Source organism: Paenibacillus macerans (genome assembly GCF_050565405.1).
Classification (GTDB): domain Bacteria; phylum Bacillota; class Bacilli; order Paenibacillales; family Paenibacillaceae; genus Fontibacillus; species Fontibacillus macerans_B.
In genome coordinates, this window is sequence record NZ_JBNYYG010000036.1 from 36952 (window position 1) to 56524 (window position 19573).

Here is a 19573-nt window from a genome sequence, read left to right on the forward strand (position 1 = left end):
GTTGGTAAATCAACATAAAACAACAATACAAATGTGTATTTATTTTGTTTTGTGGCGGTTAGGGACAACAAAAAAGGGGAGCTAAGTCGCTTTAGGGCGGACTGAACTCCCCATGCAGGTCTAGGCTGGAAACAGAAGTGCGATTTCTGACGCTTCCCCTTTAAAGCGTCGAGGATTGCCGGACAAGCTCCTCTTTTCCGGCGAACACTTCCGCCAGGATGGCCGCGCCAAGTCTGAAGCCGTGCGTAAATACCGCCGTGGTATGCATGAAGTTGGCCTGCGCATGCAGGTCCATTAGTTGTTCCAGTTCACAGAACTCGTCTTCGGTCAGTTTCTTACGCCAGTATTCGGTTAATTCGTAGATTTGCCGGCAAACCGGGCGGTAATTCGGATCACGGGAAACGATCACTTCATCCGGCAAAATATTTCCGGCATACAACTCTTCCAAAATGCTTGGCATACTCATCCTCCTCGTTATTTGAGAGGCAGCGCCTTGAAAGGATAGATTGCACATGATAGGATATTTATGCATCCTGCCTTTTGGGGCGGTTGCCTTGTGGGAAGTGGCGTCGTTCTTTTGCGAGATGCGCCGCTTCCTTTTATTTTTGTTCTGCGGACAAAAGCAGCTTGATTCCCTGCCGGATCGCTTCGGTGATGGTGATATGATGCTTGTCGCAATAAGCAGTCAAGGCATCGTGCGTATCTTCATCGAAACGCGCCTTGAAGATGTATTTCTTGGGTTTTTCTGCTTTTGGCCGTCCTGTTCGTGGACTCAGCGTTCATCACCTCACTTTCTGTGCCACACAAGTAAATCTTATATTTTGTGACACGTAAAGTCAATAAAAATATTCCAGATTATTGAAGAAAAAAGAAGCGAAATGAATGCTCTCAACGAACGATACCTACCGGATTTCGCCCTGCAAAGACACCCGTTTTTCTGTGGAAGACAACTTGTGGAGGCTTTGTGAACAGGGGGCCGAAAGGGGTGATAACCGTTCTTTATCGGTTATAAAAGAATCGTTGATATGCTATAATGAAAGCGTAACCAAACGAGTTGTAGAGCGGTCCTAACAGTTCAAGAGGCATACCTCAAGAAGCTCATTCAACCAACGCTTCAAAGCCATTTCAATGGAGAAGCAGGCGGGAAGTATCGCTCACAAAACCTTAGGAGGGTGAAAGTGATGTTTGAAGGATTCCTCGAGATGCAATCGGTCGTAACCCGGGGCCATGGACGGCTGGAAATTGACGGCGAACAGGAGTATCGCAAAATTGAATTCGGCACCGAACGTTTCCTGCACACCCCAGAACCGGGCAATCGGATCCGTAACGAGGAAGAACCTAAACGCTTCACGTTGCGGAAATTCTGGATCCAGTGACTACCCAATGGTCCGATAGATGAAACCGCTTGTCCGGAGATGAACCGGCTGGCGGTTTTTTGTTGCAATGCGAGCCTTTTTCCCCGGTTACCTCCAGATTGGCCGCTCTATTTTATCGTACCGTTATGATATAATGTCTCCAACAAACCTATTCTTCGAACGAGGAGACTCTTTCATGAAAATTCGCAAAGCGATTATTCCCGCAGCTGGTCTCGGCACACGGTTTCTGCCGGCAACGAAGGCGATGCCCAAGGAAATGCTGCCCATCGTCGACAAGCCGACGATTCAATATATCGTGGAGGAAGCCGTCGCTTCCGGCATTGAGGATATTATCATTGTGACGGGGAAAGGCAAGCGTGCGATCGAGGATCACTTCGACACCTCCTTCGAGCTCGAATATAACCTGAACGAAAAAGGGAAATTCCAATTGCTTGAAGAGGTTCGCAAATCGTCGGAGATGGCGGATATCCATTATATCCGGCAAAAAGAACCCAAGGGCCTCGGCCATGCCATCTGGTGCGCGCGCAAGTTCATAGGCGATGAACCGTTCGCGGTTCTGCTCGGTGACGACATCGTTGAATCGGGCGTGCCGTGCCTCAAGCAAATGATCGATGTTTACGACGAGCATCAGGCTTCGATCGTTGGCGTTCAGCCGGTAGGTTGGGACGAAGTTTCCCGTTACGGAATCGTGGATCCTACCGCCATCCGGGACCGCGTGTATCTGGCCAACCAATTGGTAGAGAAACCGAAAACCGGCACGGCGCCGTCGAATTTGGCGATCATGGGCCGATATATTTTGACCCCGGCCATTTTTGATATCCTGGAGAACCAACGGGTCGGCGTGAATGGAGAAATCCAGTTGACCGACGCCATCTCGAGACTCGGTGAGACCGAACGGGTCCTAGCCTATCATTTCGAAGGCGAACGGCATGATGTCGGCGAGAAATTGGGCTTCATCAAGACGACGATCCATTACGCCTTGGAAAACCCGGAGCTGCGCGACGAACTCATCAAGTATATGAAGGATTTAACGGATACTGCCGGGCAATAGGCAGCAGTCTTCCTCTTCAGGCATGACGGCCTCTCCCTTGGAGGGGCCTTTTTTTGCGCTCCCTATAGTTATACGTTGATTTCAAACTGTGTCCCCCGCGAAACGGCAACCACGGGGAACGTTAATGCATATATTGAACGAAGAGCATAGCCGGGGAAGATTGTTTCTATCGATGAAGCGATGAGACTAAGCCGTTCATGGGGGGCGCATTAGGTATGAAGTTAACTTCGCTTAAGTTAGATGGCGCTAAATTGCTGGAGCCGGCGGTCCATGGGGATCACCGGGGTTTTTTTATGGAGAGCTTCAATAAAAACGAGCTAGAGCAACTAGGTATACGCTATCTGTTTATGCAAGACAATCAATCATTGTCAGCCGAACCGGGAGTGCTTCGGGGGCTGCATTATCAATTGAACCCCAAGGCGCAAACGAAGCTGGTTCGGGTGATAGCGGGGGCCGTTTACGATGTCATCCTGGATATTCGCCGAAGCTCGCCGACTTTTGGACAATGGGTCGGCGTTATTCTTAGCGAGTACAACAAACGGCAGTTGTTGGTGCCGAAAGGATTTGCCCATGGGTTTTGTACCCTTGCTCCGAATACCCAAGTTCTATACAAAGTGGACGAATGCTACTCTCCGGAACATGACCGCGGCATATTATGGAACGATCCGGCCTTAGGTATCGACTGGCCGGCCAGCGACCCGCTGCTTTCGGAGAAAGACCGGCGTCATCCGACATTGGCGGAAGCGGAATTGAATTTCGATTAGGAGGACTTTTCCCATGAAATTGCTTGTAACAGGCGGTGCCGGATTTATCGGCAGCAACTTTGTCATGTACATGCTCAGGCAGCACCCCGATTACCGGATCGTCAATGTGGATGCGTTGACTTACGCGGGAAATCTGGAGAACCTGAAATCGATTGAAAATCACCCGAACCATACATTTATAAAAGCCGACATCACCGATGCCTTAACGATGGAGAAGCTCCTGAGCCAAAACATTGACGTGGTTGTCAATTTTGCGGCGGAATCGCATGTAGACCGCAGTATTCTGGAGCCGGACGTATTCGTGAGAACGAATGTGCTGGGGACTCAGGTATTGCTGAACGCGGCCCATAAACACGGGGTTACAAAATTCATCCAGATTTCTACGGACGAGGTATACGGAACGCTGGGCGATACGGGATTATTCACCGAGAAGACGGCCCTGGCCCCGAACAGCCCGTACTCCGCGAGCAAAGCGGGGGGAGACTTGTTGGTGCGAGCCTACCACGAAACCTATGGGTTGCCGGTAAACATTACGCGCTGCTCCAACAACTACGGACCTTACCAATTTCCGGAGAAGCTGATCCCGCTGGTGATTTCCAAGGCTTTGGCCGACGAAACGCTGCCGGTATACGGCGACGGGCTGAATGTGCGGGATTGGTTGTACGTCGAAGATCATTGCAGCGCGATCGACCTGGTCATCCATAAGGGACGCAATGGGGAAGTGTACAACATCGGCGGAAATAACGAACGGACCAATCTGCATATCGTACGGACGATTTTGGCGCAACTCGGCAAACCAGAGTCCTTGATCGCATTTGTCCAGGATCGGCCTGGGCATGATCGCCGGTACGGCATCGATCCCGCGAAAACGATGGCCGAATTAGGTTGGAAGCCGAAACATTCCTTTGAAACGGGGATTCAGGAGACGATCCGCTGGTACCTCGATCACTCGGAGTGGTGGACCCGCATTCAGTCCGGGGCGTACCGGGAATACTACGCTAAGCAGTATGGGAACCGGTTGGGTGACGCCCAATGAAAATATTCGTTACCGGTGCCGAGGGGCAATTGGGCAAAGAAATCGTTTGTCTTTTTCGCAAGGCCGGTCATGAGGTAGTTGGCAGCGACAGGGTTACACTGGACATTACCGATCATGATCTGTGCCTGGAACGCATGCAGGAATGCAGCCCCGATGCAGTTATTCACTGCGCCGCTTACACTGCCGTCGATCAAGCGGAAAGCGATGTCGAGCAAGCGTATGCCGTAAACGCGGTCGGGACGCGGAATATGGTCGTTGCCGCCGAACAGGTCAAAGCCAAGTTTTGCTATATCAGCACGGACTATGTTTTTGACGGGACCTCAACGTCGCCTTATCAAGAGTATGATAACACCAATCCTCAAAGCATGTACGGGAAAACGAAGCGGGCGGGAGAAATGCTTGTTCAATGCCTGTCCAGCGCTTTCTTTATCGTGCGTACCTCCTGGGTCTACGGGCTTCACGGCCATAATTTCGTGAAAACGATGCTGAAGCTCGGGGAGGAGAAACGGATGCTTCAGGTAGTTAACGACCAAAAAGGGGCACCGACCTATACCCTGGATTTGGCGGCGTTCCTTCTGGAACTGGTGCAATCGGAAAAGTACGGAATCTATCATGCCTCCAATACCGGGGAATGCACCTGGTTCGAATTTGCGGAGGCGATTTTTGATGAAGCGGAACGAATTGGGGGGCAAGCTTACCCGGTGCGGCTTGAACCCTGTACGACCGACGAATTTCCCCGACCGGCCCCTCGGCCCCGAAATTCCGTTATGGCCCATATCGCCATCCACACGAACGGGTTTCGCGAGTTTCGGCCTTGGCGGGAGGCGCTGCGGCACTTTTTGCAGGAAATGAAGAATAGCCGGGAGAGCTAGTACGCTGCCGGCTGTTGTTTAGCAAGCATCGCAAGCCGGCGTTATATTTTCCCCACCCACGCTTCCCCGACCGTCAGCTTCATCCGACTGATCCATAGGCATAAGAACAAACTGATCGCGGCGCACAACACAAACGAAACGGCCGCTTGGCCATACACGTTAAGCCAGCTTAGATAGCTCTTGGCAAGCTCGTTCGTAGAACGCAATACAAAAGCATGGATCAGATAAGCCCCGAACGAATAACGGCCGAAGGCGATGAGGATCCGGCTGGGAACGGACAGACCCGATCTTCGTGCTATTCCCATCGCCAAAGCGAACGCCAAAACGATTAGAATAAGAATCGTCCCCATCATTAAAGGCCTTAAGGGTGCGCTAACGTTGGCGGCATACAGATAAAGGTCTCTGTCTCTAAGCGAGAGAATCCCGGTTATTTTCGCATAAATCATATAAAGGCAAACCCCTGACAGCAACAGGCCGATCAGCCAGGTCTTTTGCACGATTTTTTTCCACTTGTCATAATACAAGCCTACCAAACCGCCCATCACGAAATAAAACGTCCAAAACAGGAAGTTTCGGTCGAGGTAATCGATCACGAGCGTCTGCAGAAAAGGATGGTCCGAAACGATCCAGCCCTTGGACAAGGCGAAGACCAGAAACCCATTGACGACCAATACCGACGCGGCCGCAATCAGGTTAACGACCGGCTTTCGCTCTTTGGATAGAAGCTTCTTGAACAGAGGAAACAACAGATAAAAAGGGATGATCATGACCATAAACCATAAATGGTAGGAAGCACGACCGGTCAGCGCTAGTTTTAGAAGGTTCAATAGCTCCTCCCAGGTGGTCGAAGGGCCCGTGCCGCTGAGAAAACTCACCCATACATAGTAGAATACCGTCCATGCGAGGTATGGGAGGACGACTTGGGAAAATCTCTTTCGCAAGAAACTCCGGTAATGAAGCTCGCCGTCATAATTATAGAAGAGCACCACGCCTGTAATAAACACAAACAGGGGAACCGCAAATCGGGTAAGGCCCAGGAATGTGGTTCCCGCCAAGATAGCGGATGAGGATAAACCCGGCTGAGAGAATATTCCTCCGATCACATGCTGCAGTACGACCGCCAAAAAGGCAATGCCTCGCAGGATCTCGATTTCATCCAATCTCGCTTTTTTCAACATACTTATCTCCTTCATCGCTTGCGATATGATATAAATTATAACTTAAAGGGACGAGCAGAATGTTGTCAAACCGTGAACAGGGATCCTTTTTTTGCCGGTATAGTTATGAATTGTCCTAGTCTGGTAATCTGGGCGTGTTATGATCATTAGTAAGCTAAAGCTTGCTATCAATAAACAACATAATGGTAGGAACATCATCATGAAACAAAAACTACTCTACAACTTACTGCTGATCGCCGGCATGGTTATCCTCGCGTTGATCAGCTTGCCTAAGCCGCAGACGCAGCAAGAGCAAGGCTTCAAGGCCCACCGGATGGTGGCGCACGCCATGGGCGAGATCGAAGGATTGACGTATTCGAACTGTTACGAGGCTTTTATCGACAACTATGACAAAGGCTTTCGCGTGTTCGAGGTCGACCTGCTGCTCAGCAGCGACGGCCGCCTGATCGCCCGCCACGAGTGGGGCGAAAGCTTTACGAAACAACTCGGACAGCAAAACGAGCTGGAGGCGGACCGCCGAGGCGCGGTTCTGACCCACGCCGAATTCAAGTCGGCCAAAATCAATGGGGAGTTTGACCCGCTGGATTGGGGCGATATATTGGATCTGATGGAACGGTATCCGGACGCGTACATCGTGACCGACACCAAGCAGACCAAAGCTGAGGAGATTCAGCGGATCTTCGCACAAATCGTCGGCGAGGCCATGGCGAAGAATCCCGCGCTGCTGGAGCGCGTCGTGCCCCAAATCTATTCCCGGGCGATGTGGGAACCGATCGAGCGGATTTATCCGTTCGACTCGGTGATATTCACCTTGTACCAAACGCAGGAATCCGACGAGGAGGTCGTGCGGTTTGCCAAGGAAAAAGATCTCGCCGCCATCACCATGTCCGACGTCCGGGCGAACCGCGACCTGATCGGGGAGCTGAATCGGATCGGCGTAGCTTCTTACGTGCACACGATCAACGATCCGAAAATGCTGGCCAAGTTCAAAAAGATGGGAGCCTACGGGTTTTATACCGACGTGTTAACCGAATCGGACCTGGCCCAAAGCACGGGATTGCGGTCTTTATGGCATAACTAAAAATTACCGGAATTCCGATAAGCCGGGAGCGGATACGTTTTTGGAAAGCCCGAAACGTATCTTTTTTTGTTCGCCCCGGATGCGAACATTGACACGATATTCGCGGTAACATAGACTAGAAATGAGCTAGAAATTCGGGGAAATCGATTCTCTTAAATCAGGCGGACGAACGAGAGCGGGGCGGAGCAGCAGAGCCCCGTTTTTCGCGGGCCTTTTGGCCAAAATGGCGGTCCCATGATCGAAGATCCGCCCGGCTGGCCGGGCATAGACTTGTTGGAGGAATTCACGTTGAAAGATAGGATAGCATCCTGGCGGCATGTGTTTAAACTGGACCCGGACCGGCCTTTGGACGAACGGGCGCTGGAAGCGTTGTGTCTGTCCGGGACGGACGCGATCATGATCGGCGGGTCGAGCGGCGTGACTTATGAGAATACGGTGGAGCTGCTCTCGCGCGTACGCCGCTTTGAGGTCCCCTGCGTGTTGGAAGTGTCCGAACTGGAAGCGGTGGTGCCGGGGTTTGATCTGTATATGATCCCGGTCGTGCTAAACGCCGGACACCCGGACTGGATCATCGGGCAGCATGCCCGGGCGATCGAACAGTACGGGTACTTGATTCCGTGGGAGCTGCTGATTCCGGAGGGATACATCGTTCTTAACCCGGATGCCACCGTCGCCAAGGTGACCGAAGCGAATGCTAGGCTGGAGTCCGCGGAAGCCCGGGCGTATGCCCAGGTGGCCGACCGGTTGTTGCAGTTGCCCATCGTATACTTGGAGTACAGCGGCACGGCCGGCGATCTTGAACTGGTATCGGACGTACGGCGAACGTTGGGTCAAGCGCGTTTATTTTACGGCGGGGGCATTGCTGATGCCGAGTCGGCGCGCCGCGCGGCCGCCGTTTGCGATACGGTCGTCGTCGGCAATGCAATATATGACCGATTAGAGCAGGCGCTTGAGACGGTAGGGGCCGTAAGGGCGCATAGCAAATAACGGTGAGGGCTCCTGTTGTTATCATCGCTATGAGTAGCTGCTGCTACAACAGGGGGGCGGCGTCGAATTATGTCGCTAGGTTTATCTCAATTTAGCGCCAAGGTCACCCGGATCTGTACGTTGAATCAGAACTTGGGGGCTAACGGACACCAGAGACCTTATATTACGAAAAAACGGGGAGCCGCAAATTGTAACGGACTGAGATGACGTTATTGACGTTGAATCAGGCCAATAGCTTCGTTCGGAGCGGAATAGCGTCGCCTGAGTCCGTTACGCCAGGAAATACTCGGGAAATAGGCAAATAACGCCCCTGGAGTCCGTTAGAGCTGCGCACTCTGGGCGAAGTTGCAAGTACGTGAGTAACGGAAGCGGTAAACGGTGTTGGTAACTGCGGTACGCGGACAGGTGTAAGCGGTAGAGTAAGGCAGCGGCAAGGCACCCGATCACTGCGGCGCGGGAACGGTCTGGAGCCGCCTTTTGATAGTAATAAGCTGAAGGAAAAGGAAGGAGCATGTTAGATGCAACCTGTTAACATACAAGAGGCGGTCAGCCGCCTGAACCCCCAGCAAAGGAAAGCCGTGGAGACGACGGAAGGGCCGCTGTTGATCATGGCCGGCGCGGGCAGCGGCAAGACGCGCGTGCTGACGCACCGCATCGCTTACCTGATCGCGACGCGCAAAGCGCCGCCGTGGGCGATCCTCGCCATAACGTTTACGAACAAAGCCGCCCGCGAAATGCAGGACCGGGTCTCCCGGCTGGTTGGCGGGGCGGAGGGGCGCGATATTTGGGTATCCACGTTCCACTCCATGTGCGTGCGCATTTTGCGGCGGGACATCGAGCGGATCGGGTTCAGCTCCAACTTCTCCATCCTTGATTCCACGGACCAGTTGTCCGTCATCCGGAACTGCATGAAGGACCAGAACATCGACACGAAGAAATTCGAGCCGAAAGCGGTGCAGTCGATGATCAGCACGGCGAAGAACGAACTCGTCACCCCGCAGCAGTACGAGCAAAAGGTCGGCGATTATTTCGAAGGCATCGTGGCCAAAGTGTATGCCATGTATCAGAAACGGCTGCGCCAGAACAATTCGCTCGACTTCGACGACCTGATCATGAAGACGATCGAGCTGTTCAAAGAAACGCCGGAAGTGCTGGATTTTTATCAGAAAAAATTCGCTTACATCCATGTCGACGAATACCAGGATACGAACCGCGCACAGTACATGCTGTGCAAGATGTTGGCGGACAAGCATCACCGGATCTGCGTGGTCGGCGACAGCGACCAGTCGATTTACCGCTGGCGCGGGGCGGACATCAGCAACATCCTGAATTTCGAAAAGGACTATCCCGAGGCCAACACGATTCTCCTCGAGCAAAACTACCGCTCCACCTCGACGATCCTGAACGCGGCGAACGAGGTCATCGGCCAAAATACCGGCCGCAAGCCAAAAAAGCTGTGGACCGACAAAGGCGACGGCGACAAGATCAAGGTGTACCGGGCGGATTCGGAGCATGACGAGGGGTATTTCGTGACCTCGGAAATTCAGAATGACATCAAAAAAGGGCGGACGTACCGCGATCACGCCATCCTGTACCGGACTAACGCCCAGTCGCGGGTGATCGAGGAAATCCTGATCAAGTCGGATATCCCGTACCAAATCGTCGGCGGCATCAAGTTCTATGACCGCAAAGAAATCAAGGATCTTCTGGCTTACTTACGCCTGTTGTCCAATCCGGACGACGATATCAGCTTGACGCGGGTGATCAACGTGCCGAAGCGCGGCATCGGCGACACGACGGTAGGGAAGCTGGCGGACGCCGCGGCGCAACGGGGAACGTCGATTTACCGGGTGCTGGCGACGGTGGACGATCTCGGGTTTGCGGGGCGCACGCGCAATGCTTTGGTGGAGTTTTACGACATGATTGCCGGTCTCCATCAAATGGTCGAATATTTGTCCGTGACGGAACTGACCGAGAAATTGCTGGAAATGACCCAATACCGGTTGGAGCTGCAAAACGAAAATACGCTCGAATCCCGTTCGCGGTTGGAGAACATCGACGAGTTCCTGTCCGTGACGATGGAGTTCGAAAATAATAACGAAGACAAATCGCTGGTTTCCTTCCTGACCGACCTGGCGTTGATCGCCGACATCGACAGCATGAACGATAACGCCGATGCCGAGAAGCCGAACGACGATGCCGTCGTCCTGATGACGATGCACAGCGCCAAGGGCCTGGAGTTCCCGGTGGTGTTCATCGTCGGCATGGAAGAGGGCGTGTTCCCGCACAGCCGCGCGTTCTTGGATAACGAGGAGCTGGAGGAAGAACGCCGGCTCGCGTATGTGGGCATCACCCGCGCGGAGGAGAAGCTGTTCCTCTCGTGCGCGCAGATGCGCACGCTGTTCGGGCGCACGACGGCGAACCCGCCGTCCCGGTTCCTCGACGAAATCCCCGAGGAACTCAAGGAGGACGGCGGGCGCGTGCCCCGCGACCGCTACGGCCGCGGCGTTGGTGCCGGCGGCGCGTACAGCGGCCGCGGCTTCGGCAGCGCCGGCGGCGAGGGCAACTTCGGCCACCGCGGGGCGGCCGAAGGCCCGGGGGGTCGGTCCGCGGCTGCGCCGAGTGGACCGGCCGGGCGCGGTAGCGCCGCTCCGGGGCGGAGCGGCGTTACCGTGACCACCGGCGTGCCGGGGGGACCGGCCGCCAAACCGGCGAGCCCCGGCGAGTTCGCCGCCGGGGACAAGGTCGCCCACGCCAAGTGGGGCGTGGGCACGGTCGTTGCCATCAAGGGCTCCGGCAACGACACGGAGCTGCAGATCGCTTTTCCGGCCCCGGTGGGCGTCAAGCGACTGCTGGCCGGGTTCGCGCCGATCGCCAAGGTGACCGACGGCGAATAACGGGCGAGCATCGCGGCTCGATCAGGCTCTACGCGATGGAGGGGCGGCACCGCTTTTTCTTCCCGCCTCTCCAGCCGCACGCCTTTCGGATGCATGCCTATCGGACGCTCGTCTTTCAGGTGCACGCTATCATTTGCCCGTCTGTCTCTCCACCCGCCTTACCGTTCATCTATCAGCACGCCGCATCGCATGTCCTCGCGACATCCGGCGTGGCTATGCGCGTATATTTACGACGATCCCGGGAACGGTGGAAGGTAGCGGGAATTTTTAGGCGGACTAACTATGATTTTGCTTTTTGGATTCAACAATTTGGGTGATAATTGATATATCCGTCTCAGCATGAATAGCTGTATGAAGCGCTATACGATATTGATCATATTCTGGTAACATGAATTTATAGTGTGGATATCAGCGTCTATTACTATATAGAATTTATCTTTTTATGTGAAATGCCGTGCGATCCCTTGCTATCTCCTCACTTCACTATCTAAAATAGAGGACTTTTATGGCCTTATTTACGGAAGTACGCATAAATTTCTTAAAATAAGGGACATTTATGCCCTTATTTTTCTCAGAAGTCGCTATTATGGCCGGTTTTTTGTTGCTTTCTCAAAAATAAGGCCATTTTATACCCTTATTGTCCATAAAATAAACCAATCCGGGCCAATAGGGCCCAAAAGTACCCTTATTCACGCCACAGGCGAATTGTTGTGGCGGTCAGCGGGGTTGACGCAACGGTTGGCGGAATTAACGGACGGTTGGCGAGGTTGACGCGACCGTCGGCGGGTCCGCCCTCAATTGACACGATGGGCGTAGGCGCCAACGACTCGCGATCAGCCGTCTCGTTGCGAAACGACGTTAATTTGCAGCTGGCGCCTGCGCTGTAATCCGTCTTTTCTGGTCGCGGGTTCGCCTTAGTTCGCCAAGCAGCGCCATCCAATGGGCACTGCCTTTACATCGCGCTATGGCAAACTCCGCCCATCTGGCGAATCGCATCGCATGATCCAACGCTGCGTCCGTGCGCAGAATTCCGTTCTCGACAACGGAGCGAACCCTTCCGGTTCTCTCCGCTTTTATACCTACAAAGGAGGGTTGTCCCTGCATGGATGCAATGCAAAAAATGGAGCAGCTCGTAGAGCAGCTCAACCGGTACAACTATCATTATTACACCTTGGATGAGCCGCTGATCAGCGACAAGGAGTACGACCGGCTGTACGATGAATTGACCGCGCTGGAAACGGAGACGGGGATTACCCTCCCGGATTCCCCGACCCTGAGGGTGGGCGGTGAGCTGCTGCAAGGTTTCAAGCCCCATCGCCATTTGGCTCCGTTATGGAGCCTCGACAAAGCGCAAAACGAGGAGCAGTTGCAAACCTGGAACAATCGGGCCCTGAAGCTGATCGCCGATTACAACGGCAAAAACCCAGATACCCCTTTGCCTGCGCCGACGTATGTGGTCGAATTGAAATTTGACGGACTGACGTTGAATCTCACGTACACCGACGGCAAGCTGGTGCAAGCCTCAACCCGCGGAAACGGGGTGGTGGGCGAAGGTATTTTGGCCCAGGTGAAAACGATTAAATCCGTGCCGCTAAGCATCCCGTACCGGGAGGGCACCATCGAAGTGCAGGGCGAAGGCATCATGAATTTGTCCGTGTTGGCCAAATACAACGAAACGGCCGCCGAGCCGCTGAAAAATGCCCGCAACGCCGCCGCCGGCGCCTTGCGCAACCTGAATCCGCGCACGACGGCGGAGCGGAAGCTGAGTGCTTTTTTCTATAACGTAGGGTACTCGGACAACGTCCAATTCCAGGATCACCGGGAAATGATGGCCTTCCTTAGGGACAACCGGTTCAAAGTCAACCCTTACGTTACGTATCACGAGAGCTTTGACGGAGTAATGCAAGAGCTGCAGCAAATCGTGGAGCACCGCGCTTCGCTCGATTACCTTATCGACGGGGCCGTTATCAAAATCACCGATATGCGCACGCGCGAGGTTCTCGGGTACACCGACAAATTCCCGCGCTGGGCGGTCGCCTTCAAGTTCGAAGCCGAGGAGACAACGACGATTCTCGAATCCGTCTCCTGGAACGTCGGCCGAACTGGTAAAATCACGCCTCTGGCCAAAGTCGAAGCCGTCGAGCTGGCAGGCGTAACCGTACAAAACTGCACGCTGAACAACGTTGGCGATATCGAGCGCAAAAACCTGAAGTTCGCCCTGGGGACCCGCGTGTTCATTCGCCGCTCCAACGATGTCATTCCGGAGATTCTCGGGAAAGTGACCGACGAGCAGGACGGCGGCGAGATCGTTTATCCCGAGGTTTGCCCCGCTTGCGGCACCCCGCTGGAGCAGCGCGGCGCGCATCTGTTCTGCAACAACCGGCTGGGCTGCAAGCCGCAGATCGTAGCCCGGATTACGCACTTTGCTTCCCGGGACGCGATGGACATCGAGACGTTCAGCGAAAAAACCGCCGAGCAGCTCCATGACGAACTGGACGTGCATGAGCCGGCCGATCTGTACACGCTGTCGTTCGACGACCTGATCAAGCTCGAGCGCTTCGGCGAGAAGAAGGCGAACAATCTGCTCGAGGCCCTCGAGCAGAGCAAGGGGCGCGACCTGGCCTCCTTCCTGTTTGCGCTGGGCATCCCGAACACCGGCAAATCGACGACCAAGGTGCTCGCCGATTACTTCGGCAGCCTGGAAGCAGTGATGGCCGCGACGATCGAAGAGCTGACGACCCTGCCGGACATCGGCGGCATCGTAGCCGATAGCATCGTGTCGTTCTTCGCCGACCCGTTCCAGCAGGAAAGCATCCGGAAGATGACTGGCCAAGGCGTCGCGCCGAAGGCTCCGGATAAACCGGCGGCCCCGGTGACCGATTCCTTCTTCTCCGGCAAAACCGTCGTGCTCACCGGGACGCTGCATCAGCTCAGCCGGGACGAGGCAACCGCCCGCCTTGAGGCGCTCGGCGCCAAGGTAACCGGCAGCGTGTCGAAGAAAACCGATCTCGTCATCGCCGGCGAGAAGGCCGGCAGCAAACTGGCCAAAGCGCAGGAGCTGGGCATTCCCGTCATTGAAGACGAGGACGAATTGGTCCGGCTGCTGAACGAAAACGGCTGATCCGAAGCAACGCGTAGCGAGGGAGGCGAGCAGCCCGAGCTTGCGGTATTGTCTCGCGACCGACTTTAAGGGCTATACGAAGATGAACAGGCTGATCCGCTTGAAAAGCGGGTTAGCCTGTTTTCGTTTGCGAATTTTTCAGCCCCAAAGTGACGGGGATCATGGAAAGGCGGAAGAGTTTTCCTCATGATAGGTCAGTGGACCGGAGCGTCCGCGTATTTGAATTTCGACACAAAGGATGGATACCCATGAATCACGATGCGTTACAGTGGAAGCCTTCGCGCTTTAATGCGCAAAGCGAAACGGATGACCGCGGCCTGATGCTGTATAACAGCTATACGGGAGCGATCGTTGCCTGTTCGCCGACAGAACGGAAGCAGGTCCAGGAGTGGCTGTCCCCGGCCGCGCCCGTTCCCGAGCCGGCTCCACCGCTGTACGACTCGCTGATAGAACACGGATTTCTCGTTCCCGCGGAGACGGACGAACTGCGCCGGGCCTTGTTCCTTCACCAGTCGATGCATGCGCAGGACGCCATGCATTTAGTGCTGCTCGTGACGGAAGCCTGCAATTTCCGCTGCAATTACTGCTATGAGTCGTTCCCGCGCGCTTCGATGCGCGAGGAGGTCATGCGCGGTCTGGAGGCTTATATGGAAGAACGCGCCCGTACATTGAAGCAGTTGACCATCAGTTGGCACGGCGGCGAGCCGCTGCTCGTCCCGCACATCATCGAACGGTTATCCCGTTCGTTTATGGCGGCTTGCGAACGAAGCGGGGCGGCGTACGGCGCGGAAATGGCGACCAACGGTTACTATTTGACGCGCGAGCGGTTCGAGCAGATGCTGGATCTTCGCGTAGAGCGGTTCATGGTAACGCTGGACGGGGAAGGCGACGTGCACGACGCCCGGCGCGGGCTTAACGGCGGTGGCGGGACTTATCGGACCATCGTGGACAATTTGCTGTCTTTGAAACAGGTGGATCGCCCGTTTGAGGTCAATTTGCGCGTGAACTTCGACAATAGCAATCTGGAGGTCGTATCCCGGTTTATTCCGGTGCTTCGCGACTTGTTCGGCGACGATCCGCGCTTTAAAGTGTATTTTCGTCCGGTCGGCTGCATGGGTGGCGAAAACGATTTGAACCTGCCGGTGTGCGACGAGCGCACGAAGGATCGCAGCATTTGGGATTTCAACGAGCAGGCGATTGCCGAAGGCTTGACGGTCAGCTCCTTCATCTCGGATATTTTGCTGCCGACGGGGGCGGTTTGTTATGCCGCAAAGCCGAATTCTTTAATCGTCGGTTCGGACGGCTTGCTGTATAAATGCTCGGTGGCGCTTGAACAGGACAACAACCGGCTGGGGCGGATTTACGAGGATGGCACCATGGACCTGGACTACGACAAGCTGGCCCTGTGGACGACCTCCGGCGAGGAGGCGGACGAGAAATGCCAAGCGTGCTTCTTCCGGCCTTCCTGCCAAGGGAACCACTGCCCGCTGTATCGTATGCGGACGGGAAACTGGCCTTGCTCTTACGAGAAACGTCAAATCAAAAAGACGCTGCGAACGATTTGGCTGCAGACCCAGCGTGAAGAAGCGGTATGGGGTGCCGGCATAGAAGGATAATAGATGATCCGATGGCGATAAACCAAGCGAAGGAGGTGATTTTGCATGAAGGTGATTCGATCCGCGGCCCAGGCTGCACTTGTGAAAACCGGCCGGGTTTCCAAATCGGTTCCGGGCAATTTGAGTTAATCGAACCGGCGTCGCTCGCCCGAAAAAGTCAATCCCTAACAGCATGACAATGCTGGGCGGATTGGCTTTTTTTATAGAAAAAGAAACTATCTCTCATTCTTGAACGTTTATCCAATTGAAGCCATCATTAAAAAATATTCATGTTGGAGGTAAAGATGAGGGGGAAATGGTTACGCAAGGGGCTGCTGATTATGCTCAGCGGGCTGTTATTCGCGGGCTGCGCAAGCCGCCCGGCTCAGAATAACGAGGAGAGCTCCAGTCTGAAAATTATGTTTATGGACGAAAACTATTTTTATCAGGAATACGGGGATTTGTTTGCCATTCAGCATCCGAATGTAGCCATCGAAGTGGTCAGCACGAACAGCATCTACAATAGTCAGGGAGACAAAGATTTTGATCCGGAGAAAGCCTTCGACGATTTTATCGAGAAAGAGCAGCCGGACGTGGTGGTTTTGAACTCGTCCAATTATGAGAAGTACGTGACAGATGGGAAATTGATGGAGTTGGATACGTTGATCGAGCGGGATAAGTACGATACCGAAACCATTTATCCGGCGCTGATGCAAATGCTGAAGGAAAAAGGCGGAGGCAAGCTGTATGGCCTGTCGCCGACGTTTTACGGAAACGCGATTTTTTACAATGCCGATCTGTTCGCCAAATATGGGATAGAGGTTCCGCATGACGGGATGACCTGGCAGGAGCTCCTTGATCTGGCCCGCCGGTTCCCGGTGGACGGGGATAAGGATAGCCGCGTCTATGGCTTTGGCAGGCAGTACGGCATGTCGATGGAGAACCTGGCTTCGTCGATCGCTTCGTCCCAAGGCTTGCAGTTTTTGAATCCGGACACGATGAAGGTGACGGTCAATACGGACTCCTGGAAGCAAGCGTACAAGCTGGCCATGGATGCTCTCGATTCCGGAGCGGTTTATAATCCCGAAGGCGACGGCTTTCAAGGCGGAACGATGGAGGAATACTATCAAAGTCAGGTGTTTGTGATGGGGCGGATGGCGATGACCATCGATGGTGTTTATCTGCTGCAAAACCTGAAGCAGGCCCAAGACTCACTCAAGGATTACAAGCCGTTTCAAATCGGCGTAGCCGCGGGGCCGGTGGATCCGGGCGATCCGGAATCGTCCCGGGACATTTATTTTAATGATATCTTCGGGATCCGGGCGAACTCGCCTAATGCGGATGCGGCCTGGGATTTCATCAAATTCATCAATAGCGAGGAATTCGCCAAAGTCAAATCGAGATCGTTGAACAATGGACTGCTGTCCCGTATGGGGATTTCCAGGGAATATAACGGCGTCAACTTGGAGGCGTTTTACAAGCTGAAGCCGAAGCTGAACAACGACCTTAACAATAACTATGAGAAAATCCCGCAAGATTTCTATAGCCAATACCAGCCGGTCATGGATCGGGAGTTGAAGTTGGCTCAAGAGAAGAAGAAGTCGATCGACGAGGCGCTGCAAACCGTTCAGGACGAAGCTCAGGCCATCCTGGACAAAGCGGTGAAAGAAGAAGCGGCCAAACCGAAGGATTCGGAGGGGGGCAAGGCGGATTCCGGTACGGACGGTGCTGCAACCGATGGAACCGCAACGGATGCCGGCTCTTCAGATGCCGCTGTGGGCTCGACGGACTCCTCGGGAGAATAACGAGAGCTAAGCAAGAAAGGGTTGATTCGCGCCTCCGGCGTGAGTCGCCTTTTTTTTGCCGATAATCAAAAATTCGCGGGTTCGCCATATTTGATGAGAAAATGGAATGCTTGGCGAAACGGTTTTGTCGTATAATCTTCAGAAGGTTTTTCGGGCCGGGCCGCGGGTAAGCTAGTCGAAAACGGGATGGGAGATGGGGGAGTGTCGGGAAGAAAGTGGTTTCTGAATGGCATCGTGATGATTTGTTTTTTGGATCTGTTCGTTCAATTGCCGGTGATGGGTCCGTTCGCCCAGAGTCTTGGCGCCGATTCTTTTCAGATCGGGCTTGCGGTGGGCCTGTATTCGCTGACCAATATGTTAGGGAACCTGCTCGCCGGCATTTGGATTGACCGGTTCGGCGGGAGGTCGATCCTAATCCTCGGTCTGGTGCTGACGGCCGGGATTATCCTGCTTTACGTTGGCGTGCGCCAGCCGGGCCAGCTCTTGACGGTGCGAATCCTGCATGGCCTGTCCGGCGGGTTATTGGTGCCAAGCGCGTTTACTCTAGTGTCGCATTATGCTTCGGATCGGCGGCAAGGACAATCCATGGCGCTTTCAGGAGCGGCGGTGGGCGTTTCGGCCATCATAGGTCCTGCGGCAGCGGGTGTTTTAAAAGCAAGCTCCGGATTGGATGCATTATTCATGGCGACCTCGGCCTTGTTGGCGCTGGGTGGACTGCTGGTGCTATTTGTTGCGCCTCGGGAAGGCGGAGGGATTGCCGACAAAACCGCCTCGACCGGATCCGGCAGCGAATGGGCTGCATTCCTCACTTCCATCCGGAATAAATCGGCGGCACGGGCTTATTACGGGGCTTTTGCGCTGATGTTTGCAATGGGAACGCTCACGTTCAGTCTTCCTTTAAAAGCGGAAGCGCTTGGTTTTCCGCCTCAAACCGCAGGCATGATGCTCAGCGTATTCGGAATCGTAGCCATCTGCTTGTTCGTGCTGCCGAGCAATCGTCTCTTTGATCGGGTATCGCCGCTGCGATTAAGCCTGATGGGCGGCGCAACGGTCCTGCTATCGTTGTTGGCTCTTTCGGTTGTGCGGAACCAGGCGGGAATGTTTGCCGTCATGGCGGTTTACGGTTTGGGGTTTGCATTATTGTTTCCGTCATTAAACGCCTTGCTCGTAGGCAATGTCAGTCCAGAAAATAAGGGGAAGGCGTTTGGGATGTTTTATGCATTTTTCTCCTTGGGGGTGGTAGCGGGGTCCTCCGGGATCAGTGCGGTAACAGGAGATTATGATATCGCGCTTCGTTTGGCTGCAGGCTTTCTTCTGATCTCGTGTTTTTCCCTTGGAGCATGGCAAATGCTGCGCAGGGAACGTGAGAAGAAGACGGTTTATCCGTAATACGCGGACTATTTTCCTTTCTGTATTCTTTGGAAAAACATTCATATTGCAAAAAGACCGCCGACGTGATAAATTATTATTTGTCGCTTCGGACGATATCCTGTTGAAATGCGTGCGGGAAAGTCGAAAAAGAAGTTGACATGATTCGACTTGATGAGTATAATAAATAACTGTTCGACAAAAACTGATGAATCAGCGAATGTCGAAGGAAGCAAGCAAGTTCTTTGAAAACTGAACAAATGGAACACGTCAATAATTTTGAACGATTTATTATGAATCGTCAGCATTGAATGAGCTAATCGCTCTTTCGAATAAATCGGATGATTCGTCATCCGGCCTTTATTGGAGAGTTTGATCCTGGCTCAGGACGAACGCTGGCGGCGTGCCTAATACATGCAAGTCGAGCGGAGTTATTCCTTCG

The 19573-nt window shown here is 53.9% G+C and carries 15 protein-coding genes and 1 rRNA gene; 14 read left to right on the forward strand and 2 right to left on the reverse strand.

Annotated features, from left to right (window positions below; translation table 11 throughout):
* Positions 1 to 160 precede the first annotated feature (160 nt).
* Positions 161 to 460, reverse strand: coding sequence for a DUF6809 family protein (locus tag ACQ4N8_RS19000; RefSeq protein WP_430705924.1), 300 nt, complete (start codon positions 458 to 460; stop codon positions 161 to 163).
* 52 nt (positions 461 to 512) lie between these two features.
* Here ACQ4N8_RS19000 and ACQ4N8_RS19005 point away from each other — a divergent pair, with 52 nt between their 5' ends.
* From ACQ4N8_RS19005 to rfbD, 6 genes are all read left to right on the forward strand, one after another.
* Positions 513 to 827, forward strand: coding sequence for a hypothetical protein (locus ACQ4N8_RS19005; RefSeq protein ID WP_430705925.1), 315 nt, complete (start codon positions 513 to 515; stop codon positions 825 to 827).
* Between the two features lie 354 nt (positions 828 to 1181).
* On the forward strand, positions 1182 to 1376 hold the full coding sequence (locus ACQ4N8_RS19010) for a hypothetical protein (protein ID WP_430705926.1): 195 nt from the start codon (positions 1182 to 1184) through the stop codon (positions 1374 to 1376).
* A 175-nt stretch (positions 1377 to 1551) separates the two neighbouring features.
* Positions 1552 to 2427: a UTP--glucose-1-phosphate uridylyltransferase GalU gene (galU, locus tag ACQ4N8_RS19015; RefSeq protein WP_430705927.1), complete on the forward strand. Its 876-nt coding sequence runs from the start codon at positions 1552 to 1554 to the stop codon at positions 2425 to 2427.
* 215 nt (positions 2428 to 2642) lie between these two features.
* Entirely contained in the window at positions 2643 to 3191 is a 549-nt protein-coding gene (rfbC, locus tag ACQ4N8_RS19020; protein ID WP_430705928.1) for a dTDP-4-dehydrorhamnose 3,5-epimerase, read from the forward strand.
* Positions 3192 to 3204: 13 nt separating this feature from the next.
* Positions 3205 to 4227, forward strand: coding sequence for a dTDP-glucose 4,6-dehydratase (rfbB, locus tag ACQ4N8_RS19025; protein WP_430705929.1), 1023 nt, complete (start codon positions 3205 to 3207; stop codon positions 4225 to 4227).
* Positions 4224 to 5099 carry a dTDP-4-dehydrorhamnose reductase gene (gene rfbD / locus ACQ4N8_RS19030; RefSeq protein WP_430705930.1) on the forward strand — a complete coding sequence of 292 codons (876 nt, stop codon included), beginning with the start codon at positions 4224 to 4226 and terminating at the stop codon, positions 5097 to 5099. Before rfbB ends, rfbD begins: the two co-directional genes overlap by 4 nt.
* Before the next feature lie 41 nt (positions 5100 to 5140).
* Here the strand turns inward: rfbD and ACQ4N8_RS19035 are convergent, their stop codons facing one another.
* Positions 5141 to 6274, reverse strand: coding sequence for an acyltransferase (locus ACQ4N8_RS19035; protein WP_430705931.1), 1134 nt, complete (start codon positions 6272 to 6274; stop codon positions 5141 to 5143).
* A gap of 202 nt (positions 6275 to 6476) precedes the next feature.
* Between ACQ4N8_RS19035 and ACQ4N8_RS19040 the strand changes: the two genes are divergently transcribed.
* The 8 genes from ACQ4N8_RS19040 to ACQ4N8_RS19075 all read left to right on the forward strand — a co-directional run.
* Positions 6477 to 7358 (forward strand): phosphatidylinositol-specific phospholipase C/glycerophosphodiester phosphodiesterase family protein, encoded by an 882-nt coding sequence (locus ACQ4N8_RS19040; RefSeq protein WP_430705932.1) that lies wholly within the window; start codon positions 6477 to 6479, stop codon positions 7356 to 7358.
* A 288-nt stretch (positions 7359 to 7646) separates the two neighbouring features.
* A complete protein-coding gene (locus tag ACQ4N8_RS19045) occupies positions 7647 to 8345 on the forward strand; it encodes a heptaprenylglyceryl phosphate synthase (protein WP_430705933.1) in 699 nt (232 codons plus the stop codon).
* 518 nt (positions 8346 to 8863) lie between these two features.
* Positions 8864 to 11242 (forward strand): DNA helicase PcrA, encoded by a 2379-nt coding sequence (gene pcrA, locus ACQ4N8_RS19050; RefSeq protein ID WP_430705934.1) that lies wholly within the window; start codon positions 8864 to 8866, stop codon positions 11240 to 11242.
* Between the two features lie 1102 nt (positions 11243 to 12344).
* Positions 12345 to 14363: an NAD-dependent DNA ligase LigA gene (ligA, locus tag ACQ4N8_RS19055; RefSeq protein ID WP_430705935.1), complete on the forward strand. Its 2019-nt coding sequence runs from the start codon at positions 12345 to 12347 to the stop codon at positions 14361 to 14363.
* 248 nt (positions 14364 to 14611) lie between these two features.
* Positions 14612 to 15979: a radical SAM protein gene (locus ACQ4N8_RS19060; RefSeq protein ID WP_430705936.1), complete on the forward strand. Its 1368-nt coding sequence runs from the start codon at positions 14612 to 14614 to the stop codon at positions 15977 to 15979.
* 284 nt (positions 15980 to 16263) lie between these two features.
* On the forward strand, positions 16264 to 17763 hold the full coding sequence (locus ACQ4N8_RS19065) for an ABC transporter substrate-binding protein (RefSeq protein ID WP_430705937.1): 1500 nt from the start codon (positions 16264 to 16266) through the stop codon (positions 17761 to 17763).
* Positions 17764 to 17964: 201 nt separating this feature from the next.
* The gene (locus tag ACQ4N8_RS19070) at positions 17965 to 19152 is read left to right on the forward strand and encodes an MFS transporter (RefSeq protein ID WP_430705938.1); all 1188 of its coding nucleotides are present in this window, start codon (positions 17965 to 17967) and stop codon (positions 19150 to 19152) included.
* A 339-nt stretch (positions 19153 to 19491) separates the two neighbouring features.
* A 16S ribosomal RNA gene (locus ACQ4N8_RS19075) occupies positions 19492 to 19573 on the forward strand; the annotation flags it as partial.